The 375-nt window shown below is 54.1% G+C and carries 2 protein-coding genes; both read right to left on the bottom strand.

The genetic code is table 11. The annotated features are described in order from the left end of the window. The coding region (locus ACO0K4_RS19535; RefSeq protein ID WP_422958338.1) for a 1-deoxy-D-xylulose-5-phosphate synthase N-terminal domain-containing protein at positions 1-116 on the bottom strand (116 nt) is incomplete at its 3' end. Position 117: 1 nt separating this feature from the next. Next, on the bottom strand, positions 118-375 hold a 258-nt coding region (locus ACO0K4_RS19530), incomplete at its 5' end, for a polyprenyl synthetase family protein (RefSeq protein ID WP_422958337.1).

Here is a 375-nt window from a genome sequence, read left to right as displayed (position 1 = left end):
GTTTTGGAGACGGAATCAATCACAAAATGTCGTAGCTCATCCGCCAGCGGCTTGAGCTGGGAGCGTGAGAGTTTGCGTAAGTCGTCCGGGGAATTGATAGTATCGAGTAAATTCATATTACGCTTTCCGCTGCACAATCAGATCTGCGAGGCTGCGCAGCATGTGAGCTTTTTCTCCAAAGGGCAATAACGCTGCGTGGGCGTCTTTGCATAGTTTTTGTGCGAGTTCCTGTGAGGCGCTTAAGCCTAGCAGTGACACATACGTCGGTGGGGTGTCAGCCGCATCTTTGCCTGCGGTTTTGCCGAGCGTTGCCGAGTCTGCGGTGGCATCGAGCACGTCATCCACAACCTGAAACGCCAGGCCGATGGCGCTTGC

It is taken from the genome of Undibacterium sp. RuTC16W (genome assembly GCF_049339445.1).
Lineage (GTDB): Bacteria > Pseudomonadota > Gammaproteobacteria > Burkholderiales > Burkholderiaceae_D > Undibacterium.
The sequence above is the reverse complement of the archived record's forward strand: the minus strand, read 5'-3'. Positions and strand labels throughout refer to the sequence as shown.